This window comes from Pseudoalteromonas lipolytica, assembly GCF_003515105.1.
Taxonomy (GTDB): domain Bacteria; phylum Pseudomonadota; class Gammaproteobacteria; order Enterobacterales; family Alteromonadaceae; genus Pseudoalteromonas; species Pseudoalteromonas lipolytica.
In genome coordinates this window covers 1,343,903-1,354,321 of record NZ_CP032090.1, presented here as the reverse complement: position 1 = coordinate 1,354,321, position 10,419 = coordinate 1,343,903, and the positions used below count along the sequence as shown (strand labels likewise).

Here is a 10,419-nt window from a genome sequence, read left to right as displayed (position 1 = left end):
AACACTCACCATGAATAAAGAAAAACGCTACGAGATCCTGTCTCGCCTCCGCGCAGAAAACCCTCACCCAGAAACTGAGCTTGAATACTCAAGCCCTTTCGAGTTGTTGGTTGCGGTTACCCTATCAGCTCAAGCAACGGATGTTGGTGTAAATAAAGCGACCCGTAAGCTTTTTCCTGTCGCAAACACGCCCCAAGCTATTCTTGATTTAGGTCTTGAAGGCCTGCGTGATTACATAAAAACAATTGGTTTGTTTAATTCTAAAGCCAATAATGTCTATAAAATGTGTGAAATTCTGGTCAATAAACACAACGCTGAAGTACCAGAAAACCGCGAAGCCCTTGAAGCCCTACCGGGCGTGGGTAGAAAAACGGCTAACGTTGTTTTAAATACCGCTTTTGGCTGGCCTACCATTGCCGTGGATACCCATATTTATCGCGTCTCTAACCGCACCAAATTTGCCATGGGTAAAGACGTCGTTGCAGTTGAACAAAAACTAGAAAAAGTCGTACCTAAAGAATTTAAGGTCGATGTACACCACTGGTTAATACTTCATGGGCGCTACGTGTGTACTGCTCGTAAACCAAAATGCGGCAGCTGTATTATCGAAGACTTGTGTGAGTTTAAGGATAAAACAGAGTAATAAAGTTTGCTTTGCTAACTTAAAAAGTGGTCGCGCTGAATGCGCGGATAATGTCGCTAATGTGTCAGTATAATCGCTAATTTGTGAGAATCTATCAGTATTGCAAACTCACCACTGCTATTTTCCATCCTGAGTTCATTCGCTAATTGTGCCAAACACAGGCTTTGACACAATTAGCTAGGCCTATTAAGGGTTTTGGCTCAACTGTTTTTTAATAAAGTCTCGCGTATCTTTTAAAAGCGACACTCTTGCTGGTTCGTGAACATACATCATGTGACCACCGTGATAATAGTAGTAATCTATTTTATCAGCGTTTATACCGTGTCTGCTTAAGGTGTATTCAGCATCAAAAAATGGTGTGACCATATCGTAATACCCAGAGGCAACCATAACTTTCATCTGTGGATTACTGCGAAGGGCATACGATAAATCTGGCGCAGTATTCACGTATTTTGGCTCCCAGCTTTGTCCATCAGGAGCCGTACGCCAGCGCCAATTATCAGATAATTCAGGGGCAGATGGATTTAAGTATTTTCTTTTCCACTGTACGTTTAAATCCGTGTGCATATATTTCATGAGTGCTGCTTTGTAGGCCGGTGCTATGGCTTTCGACGCATCTTGCGAAGGATCAGCGGATAGATCGTCTCTTTCATCAAGCTTATAACGTCCATCGAGCAACCCAACGGCGACGCCCTCGTCACGCAACAACTCTTTAGCAAATCTAAACGCGTTGATGCGCAAATCAGTCCGCTCTATGTATTGTTTGCTAAGGCCTGTATAACGTTGTAATCCCTCAACAATTCGCGCTCTTTCAGCTGTGCTAAGGGTATTACCTTTAAATAATGCGGGCAGCAATTCATCAACGGCAAATTGTCGACTCGCATCAATAAACGCTTCAAAACTTCCTGATGTATCAACTTTTTTATGGTACCAAGCTGTCGCAGCTAATGTTGGTATGTAAGTAATGTAAGATATAATGTTGTCGTCTACATAAGGGCTTGAGCCTTGGTAATCCAAAGCTTGGGACACAAAAATGATGCCATTTACATTAATAAGGTGTTTGTCCATGAGCACTTTAGAAACAGCTGCCGCTCTAGTCGTACCATAGCTTTCTCCTAATAAAAATATTGGTGCATTCCAGCGATTTTCTTTCGTCAGCCACTGCGCGATAAAATCAGCAATGGCGGATGTGTCTTCATTCAACCCCCAAAAGGCTTTGCTTTCAGTTTCACCTAATGCGCGGGAGTATCCTGTGCCAACGGGATCAACAAACACCATATCAGTCACATCGAGAATCGTTTCTGGCGCTTCTTTTAATTCATAAGGAGCAGCCCCTGGATGCGCTGCGTCGCTTGGCACAACAACGCGTTTAGGCCCGTAAGCGCCCATGTGTAACCAATTAGAAGATGAACCAGGGCCACCATTCCATATAAACGTAACCGGTCTGTTTTCTTTGTCGTCTGCGACAATGTAATCAAATGAAAAGACAGAGGCGGTAGGTCCTTCGTCTTTGTTCAATAAATAGGTTTCACCGGCTATAACTTTGTATTTCAGTTTTTTGCCATTAAAGGTGCCTTTGTGCTGTGTAACAAATTGAGTGGCTTCTGGTATCAGTTTCTTACTGTTGTTTGAAGCTGATACTTCCTCTGCATACGCCACGTTTATACTCAACGCGCTTAATGTAAATATGACCACTGTTTTGAAATTTTTAAAATACGCCATTCTTTACTCTCTTGGTTGTTTACTTTTGTTTTTATCTTTATCGAGTGGGAGTGCTTTTGTCACTCGTTCTTTATCGCTGAGCATTTTTCAATTAGGCAGTCATCCTCCCACGAGTCAAACTTAGAAGCGTGTAAGCTCCCTCTGTTTACACTTGGCAATGATGTAAAAAATTGCATTATCGTGTTGCTCACTCAGGATAGCCTCTGTGGTGAATACCCTATGCCATCGGGTCCATTTCCTGTGGGCAGTTCAAATAACGTTTTGCCAGAGATTATATCAATAACAAGCACCTTATTTTTTCATAAGTAAACAAAAACAAAGTACGATCATCAGGATGAAAAACCACACCTTTTGGCCCCGTCCCCTTCTCAAATACGATTTGATGCAATATTTCCAACGAAAAGTACACAAATCAAATAATACATCCACTTCATTTTCTGCTCCCTATTCTTAATAAGCTTAATTTTCGAATTAGGTATAATTAAGCCCCCTCTAAGGAAAATATATTTTTCTGCCTTCCTAACTCAAGTGCGGCGATATAAGTTGTCTGCGTTTAGTTGTATATGATTACAGCAATCTCGCCAGAAAATAAAATATATGTGTTCAAACTCACTATTCTGTTTGCTAATACATAAAACACTTTCCTTGCTAAGGTATTACTAGTATCGAATGATTGTGAGTGATTCCAACTTGTACTCGAATTAAAAACATGAAATTGCACAAACTGTCATCTCAAAAGGCTCGAAACTAATAGCACAATAATCAAAGTATTAATTTCACAAGCCACCATCCTTTCGTTATGCTGTTGAGTATTGTGAAAATTTTTATGAGAATTGCTATGTTACCTTTACTTCGTATCTTGTTAATTGAGCAAGACCCTGCCACTTTGCAAGAGCTGTCAACGAACCTTGCACGAACAATCCCTAATTTTGAGCGGAGTGATGTTGATATCGATATTATTGAGTGTAATGAGCTCAAGCAGGCATTAACATGTGTAGAAGAAGATGGTGATATTCAAGCTGTGGTACTCAGTTGGGATGTACTGAACAATAGCGAACGAACCTATAGTCGCTTTATAGAGCAGTTAAAAGGGATCCGTCTTGAGCTGCCAGTGTATGTTATTGGCGACGATACTAAAGGGTTAGAGATCGTTAACGAGTCAGAAGAAATTGAATCTTTCTTCTTTAAAGATGAAGTAATTTCGGACCCCGAAGCAATCTTAGGTTATATGATCAACGACTTTGATGACAGATCAGAAACCCCATTTTGGACAGCCTACCGTCGTTATGTCGGCGAAGCGAATGATTCATGGCACACACCCGGGCACAGTGGTGGTTCTAGCTTTAGAAATTCTCCCTACATCAAAGATTTTTATCAGTTTTATGGCCGTAATGTATTTGTTGGCGATCTGTCGGTTTCTGTTGATTCGCTTGGTTCATTGTCAGACAGCACCAATACCATTGGCCGCTCACAAGAGTCAGCTGCTGCGACATTTGAAGTTAAGCATACTTATTTTGTCACCAACGGTTCATCCACCTCGAATAAAATTATTTTGCAAACGTTGCTGCGTAAAGGCGATAAAGTGATCATCGATCGCAATTGTCATAAATCAGTACATTATGGCATTTTGCAATCAGCTAGTTTACCCATTTATTTGTCGAGTATTTTAAACCCTAAATATGGCATCTTCGCGCCCCCCTCATTAGCAGATATTAAGCAAGCGATTGAACAGAATACTGACGCAAAACTGCTTGTTCTCACCGGTTGTACCTACGATGGCCTTCTTAGTGACTTGAAACAAGTGGTTGAGTTTGCCCATCAACATGGGATTAAAGTGTTTATCGACGAAGCGTGGTTTGCGTACTCGCTTTTTCATCCAAGTTTACGCTACTACTCTGCCATTCATGCAGGCGCTGACTATGTAACCCACTCTGCACATAAAGTCGTGTCGGCATTTTCTCAGGCGTCTTATATTCACGTAAACGATCCTGATTTCGACGCCGATTTCTTCCGCGAGATCTACAGTATTTACGCCAGTACATCACCTAAGTATCAACTTATTGCCTCGCTTGATGTGTGCCAAAAACAACTAGAGATGGAAGGCTATAAGCTACTGAATGCCTTGTTGAATCATGTCGCAGAGTTCAAGCAACAGATGGCGTCACTCAAGTATATAAAAGTGCTTGGAAAAGAAGATTTTATGGAAATTTTCCCGCATTTTAGTGGCGATAACATGGGTCACGATCCACTAAAAATTCTTATTGATATTAGCGAATTGCCTTATTCATTAAAGGATATTCATAAATTCCTATTGGATGAAATTGGCCTAGAAATAGAAAAATACACGCACAGTACAATATTGGTTTTACTGACACTTGGCGGAACGCGTTCTAAGATCATTCGTCTTTACAATGCATTAAAGAAACTAGACAGCGGAAAAGTAAAACTGGCTACATCGATGAGACGTACACGCTTACCAGAGAACTTACCAGCCATAGACTTAGCATGTATTCCAAGCGATGCGTTTTACGGCGAACGCGAGTCTGTGCCTATTAGTAAGAGTAACAACCGCATTTGTGCCGGATTAGTGACTCCTTACCCGCCTGGTATTCCACTTTTAGTGCCAGGCCAGCATATCACTGATGAGCATATAGAATATCTAAAAGAATTAGCAGGACAAGGACTGACGATTCAAGGGAGTTTTGATGGCGAGATCTATGTTCTTAAAGGTAAGGTGAAAAAGTAAAAAAGGCTATTAATACCGTCAAGTACCTTATCACTATTCAGCAATGCCACACGGTATTGCTCAATAGTAGATTAAAAACAGCCCCACACACTACAAAATAAACGAAGCGAGAATGCAATGATACAATTGAAGAACAAAAAAGCGCTCAGACTTATGCGCATTGCAGCTCTTATTGTTACTCTCACTAGCATATACATTTTTGCCCCCTGGCAGTTTGCCATATATTACTTTCAGCCACTTCCCGCCAACATTCAAGCACAAACACAAGAGGCTATTGAACAAGGAGTTGATGGCATTATTGTGTATATTCATAAACAAGGAAACCAACCTGAATATTTTGCACAAGGTTGGCATAATCGAGAGCAAAAAATCCCCGCTTATGCGACTGCGTTGTTTAAAATTGGGAGTATCCGTAAGCTGTATGACGCATCAGCTTTAACAAAGCTTGTGTCTGCAGGGCTGATTGATATCGATAAAACACTGGCTGATTATCTTCCATCGTTAGTTGGACGCATTCAAAACGCAGATAAAATCACCTTACGAATGATGGTACAGCACAGAAGTGGCATTCCCAATTACACAGATACTAATAACTTTGATTGGTCAATCGCCTACCCCGATCCGCTAGCTTTGGTGCTAGACACCCCTGCTGACTTTGATCCAGATACAGATTATGGTTATTCCAACACAAATTACCTGCTACTGCGAAAAATAATGTCTACTGTGCTAGGTTATGATCATAACCAATTTATTAAAGATGAAATTTTAACGCCATTGGGCCTAACGCATACGTTTTCATCAGTACATGAAATCAATTTAGTAGATTTGATGAGTGGTTATTACGTGGGTTATGAGAATGATTTTAAAGCACTCGATCAAGGCTATGTGGCGACAGCACAAGATGTAGGCGACTTTATTCTTGCTTTAAACAAAGGCACTTTTTTCAACCAACAAGAGCAAATTTTGTATGCATCACTTTATAAGTATGAACACACAGGTTGGGTATTAGGGTATTCAAGCATTGCTCGTTATTATAAAGATATCGATACAGTCGTTGTGCAGTTTATAAATACTAATGGCGATGATACTGTGATGCTAGCAGAAATAATTTATAATCGAATTATTGATATTTTAACAGCGCAGCAGTAGCTGCGTTATCAAAAATTTGTGAATTTTAAAGAGGATTTAAATGCGTTTATTACACACAATGCTTCGCGTTGCTGATTTAGACAAATCTATCGAATTTTACACGCAAGTATTAGGCATGAAAGAACTGCGTCGTGCAGATAATGAAGAATACCGTTACACACTTGCTTTTGTTGGTTACGGTGAAGAAAAAGACGCTACCGTACTCGAGCTCACCTATAACTGGGATACTGACAGCTACGACTTAGGCAATGCGTATGGCCACATTGCAATTGAGTTTGATGACATTTATAAAGCCTGCGAAGATATTAAAGCCGCAGGCGGTAATGTGAGCCGTGAGCCAGGCCCAGTAAAGGGCGGCACCACTGAAATCGCTTTTGTTAAAGACCCTGATGGTTATGCAATTGAGCTAATTCAGAAAAAAGACTACAGTCAATTTTAATTGTTTTGGCTATTTCAGTCATTAAATTGACTGAAATAGCCACTTTGCAAGCGCCCGTTCAAGCTCTGTGAAATCGATTGGCTTCGCAATGTGATCGTGTATACCTATTTCCATACTTTTTTCGATATCTTCTCTCATTGCATTCGCACTCACTGCGATAATGGGTGTATTAAACCCTTCTTGCTTCAGCAGTGTTTTACTGGCCGTTAAACCATCCATCACAGGCATTTGAATATCCATTAAAATTAACGCGTAGTTATTCATTGATGCCTTATCACAGGCTATTTGGCCATTTTCAGCAAGTTCATAGCTCAAACCTAATTGCGATAAGTATTTCGTAATAACAATTTGGTTAATTGGGTTATCTTCTGCGACTAACAACGGTGTTTTTATGCTTGAAAAGTCGACCGTTATCGCCGTGTCGAGTTGACTTGTTTTTGCTTTGCTAAGCACGTGTGAGTGGGTTTTAAAACTCACCATAATAGTAAATGTAGTGCCTTCACCAAGCTCACTTTTAAGCGTAATTTCGCCGCCCATTAAATCCACTAAGCCTTTACTTATGGCAAGCCCTAAACCTGTGCCGCCATATTCACGCATGATATTACTTTGCGCTTGTACAAAGGGGTTAAACAAAGCGGTTAATTTATCTTCTGCTATACCAATACCTGTATCAGTCACTGTAAATTCAACTGTTGTCGTGTGAGCATCTTTGTCAATGACATTAATTGATAGAGTAATTTCCCCTTCTTTTGTGAATTTAATCGCGTTTGACAGCAGGTTTATGAGCACTTGCTTAACGCGAATTTCATCACACTCGACGTTGACTGCTTTGAGTTGATTAATATTAAGTTGGCAAGCAATCCCCTTAGCATCGCAGCTGGGTTTAAATAACACAATGAGATCTTGGCATAGCGCGATTAAATTACATTCTCGCGTATCGAGTTCTATTTTATTTGCTTCAATTTTTGAAAAGTCGAGTATGTCATTAATCACTGTGAGTAACACATCGCTGCAGTTATTAATTTGTCTCACAAAATCAGCTTGTTCTGGATTTAATTGGCTTTTTTTCAACAACTGTAAGAAACCAACAATCCCATTCATTGGTGTTCTAATTTCATGGCTCATATTTGCTAAAAACTGGCTTTTAACTTGCTCAGAATGCTCCGCCCTAACCTTCTCTAGCTGTAAAGAAGTGATCTGAATATCAATTGTTTCTGCCATGCTATTAAGTGACTGAGCTATATCTTTAAACTCTTGATAATGGAAATCATCGGTTATTTTTTTGTAATTACCACATGCAAACTCCCGACTCAGTGCAGTAATACGATTAAGTGGATTATGCAAACGTTGCGTTAACCAATGAACCAAAAACAATGACACAACTGAAAGGCCTATAATTAACAAACCTCCAGCTATCGCTGTTTCCTTTACCGCATTGGTATATGCAGTTTCAGCTTCATTAATTCTAAAGTGTAATGCTGTTCGTTCATTATTAAACAGCACGTTACTAATCGACGCACTTCCTGTTAGTAACGCCGTACTTTCAACGACCCCTAAACTGTATAAAACATGATCTTGCACGGTAATTTGTACTTGTTTACCTGATTGGTAAGTAGGCTGCTCATTGTGAACAGCAAGCCACTTTAATGCTTCAGATAACGGAATGAACGACACTAATAACCCCGTTTTTCGGATTGGTTCACTTAACGAGTCTTGCTCGTGTAACAGCGTTGAAGTAATTGCTATTAATGCATTTTGTTTGGCTTCTGTTTGAAAGAGCAATTCATTCAACTGCGGCTTATTAATTACTTGAATGCTATTTTGATTGTTCGAGATCTGCACACTATCGAGAATACTTTTTGTTAGTGCGTAATTTAGCGTTAACGATGTTATTGGGTAACCTTCAACAATAAAGCCTTGATTATCTAAAACAATTGATGCAATTATTTGTGGGTTATCTGTTACAAATTGCTGTAATTGAACCAATGCAAATTGCGAATACACCACGGTATCTGGAAGCTCAGCTATCGCTTTTGTACTACTTAATAACTGACTATTTTTTTCTAATTTGAAGATCAGTTGTTCCAAGCTTGCCGCGTTATTTCTTGCCTGCCATTGTAAGCTTGTTTTAGCTTGTTCAATCGAGTTTAAATAAAAACGCCCGATCATCAAGCCTGCCAGCACCAAAAGCGGAATAATAACCAGCAATAATACACTTGCGAATAATGCTTGGCTAAACCGTGGGCTGTTCATTGCACCTCTTCATTCGCAATTGAGCGCTCTGCGAGTCCCTGCATAAATAAACCTGCTTGTTCGGCAGTCAGCGCACCACTGCCATAACGAGAAAAGCCTTTTGTTAACACTTCCCATGCAATTATCATCGCAGCCGATGATGGCATTGGTTTGGTGTGTTGCAAAGCAGCAAGCAAGGTAAGTAACGTATCATCGTTTTGCTCTAAAAGCTGCGTTAAAACTTGCGTGTTCACTGGGATATCGTGAAGTTTTTGCCAAATTAAATGCTGAAATGGTGCATGTTGCACAGCCTTTGCAAACTTAATTAAGTTGTCTTTATTAGGGCCCTGTAAACTATTATTCGGAAAAGCTAAAACAAACGTTGAGTAGTACGGCTGCATGAAGTGACCATTCAGTTTTGGTAGTGGTTGTACGGCCAACTGCTCCCCCAGTGCTTCTTTGTAAGTATTGAGGGCCCAAGCACCGTTTATAATAAATGCAGCCTGTTGGTTTTGAAATGCGGCATGTGAACAGCTGTAATCACACTCTCTGTCCACGATACCTTGCTGATTTAAATCCCATACATATCGCAGAGCTAATTGCATTGCAGATGTATTCAACAGTACTTTGTCATCAACAATCAGGTCGCCTTCAAATGCGCTTAAAAATGGAATAAACCAATACATTTCCATAAAACTCCAGGTGATTAGTTTCACCTGTTCAGGCAGCATAGGTTTTAGTTTAATAATATCCTGCCAGTCATTTATTTTTTTCTTTACGTACCGAGTGTTATAAAAAAGCAGTAGATGATTACCTTGAATAATGGGAATGCCGAGTAATTGGCCATTTACTCTTGTTGTATCTAAAGTGCGTTTATCTGTTGTTTCAGCTATTAGTGATTCGGGAATAACACTAAAATTAGCGTATTTGTTCAGACCCAGATGGTCAGCAGGAAAAATTACGGCATCGGTGGTTGTCGCACTATTGGCTTGAACAAGCCGTACTTTTAACGCTTTTTGGTCAACCAACACAGAATCAACCGTTAATTCTGTTTGCTCAGCCAGCTCACTTAACAGTTGATTGAAGTTATCATGCTTCATTGTATAGGCCAGCTTAATTGTCGTGGCATAACACGGGAACATTGCCAACAGCACTACCAACCCAAATACTCGCCACACACTCGTATCTACTTAATAAACAGAAAATTATAAATTTAGTTAAGCACACTTGTTTACAATTGCCTAGCTTAATCAGGGGTTTTCTTACATCTCAACTTTGTGATCACTAAACCAACAATTGCAAAACAAATTAACCAAATAATACCATTCCGCTTAATTAAGTGGTCTATTTTGAGGCAATAAAACCGCGTTGATAACAAGGCAAAAATTTAGTTATTTAGTTGTTCTCGGCAATTGCTCCTGCATTGCTCTACCTCCTGCATCCATGCAGTCGTAAATCAGAAATTTTTAACGCAGGTAGCGACTGGTT

7 protein-coding genes are annotated in these 10,419 nt (G+C 39.9%); 4 read left to right on the top strand and 3 right to left on the bottom strand.

The window, feature by feature from the left end; translation table 11 throughout:
• Positions 1–10: 10 nt before the first annotated feature.
• Positions 11–643: an endonuclease III gene (gene nth / locus D0907_RS06200; RefSeq protein WP_036969510.1), complete on the top strand. Its 633-nt coding sequence runs from the start codon at positions 11–13 to the stop codon at positions 641–643.
• A gap of 186 nt (positions 644–829) precedes the next feature.
• On the opposite strand, the gene D0907_RS06195 is transcribed toward nth, so the two are convergent.
• Positions 830–2,365, bottom strand: coding sequence for a S10 family peptidase (locus D0907_RS06195; RefSeq protein WP_118844168.1), 1,536 nt, complete (start codon positions 2,363–2,365; stop codon positions 830–832).
• An 838-nt stretch (positions 2,366–3,203) separates the two neighbouring features.
• On the opposite strand from D0907_RS06195, the gene D0907_RS06185 reads away from it, so the two are divergent.
• The 3 genes from D0907_RS06185 (at position 3,204) to gloA (ending at position 6,699) form a co-directional block, all read left to right on the top strand.
• A complete protein-coding gene (locus tag D0907_RS06185; protein ID WP_065978844.1) occupies positions 3,204–5,111 on the top strand; it encodes an aminotransferase class I/II-fold pyridoxal phosphate-dependent enzyme in 1,908 nt (635 codons plus the stop codon).
• Between the two features lie 117 nt (positions 5,112–5,228).
• On the top strand, positions 5,229–6,260 hold the full coding sequence (locus tag D0907_RS06180; RefSeq protein ID WP_118844167.1) for a serine hydrolase domain-containing protein: 1,032 nt from the start codon (positions 5,229–5,231) through the stop codon (positions 6,258–6,260).
• Between the two features lie 40 nt (positions 6,261–6,300).
• Positions 6,301–6,699 (top strand): lactoylglutathione lyase, encoded by a 399-nt coding sequence (gene gloA, locus D0907_RS06175; protein ID WP_036969520.1) that lies wholly within the window; start codon positions 6,301–6,303, stop codon positions 6,697–6,699.
• 21 nt (positions 6,700–6,720) lie between these two features.
• On the opposite strand, the gene D0907_RS06170 is transcribed toward gloA, so the two are convergent.
• Positions 6,721–8,952 (bottom strand): HAMP domain-containing hybrid sensor histidine kinase/response regulator, encoded by a 2,232-nt coding sequence (locus tag D0907_RS06170; RefSeq protein WP_118844166.1) that lies wholly within the window; start codon positions 8,950–8,952, stop codon positions 6,721–6,723.
• Complete coding sequence (locus tag D0907_RS06165; protein ID WP_036969526.1) at positions 8,949–10,031, bottom strand: sugar ABC transporter substrate-binding protein; 1,083 nt, start codon at positions 10,029–10,031, stop codon at positions 8,949–8,951. Before D0907_RS06165 ends, D0907_RS06170 begins: the two co-directional genes overlap by 4 nt.
• Between the last annotated feature and the right edge of the window lie 388 nt (positions 10,032–10,419).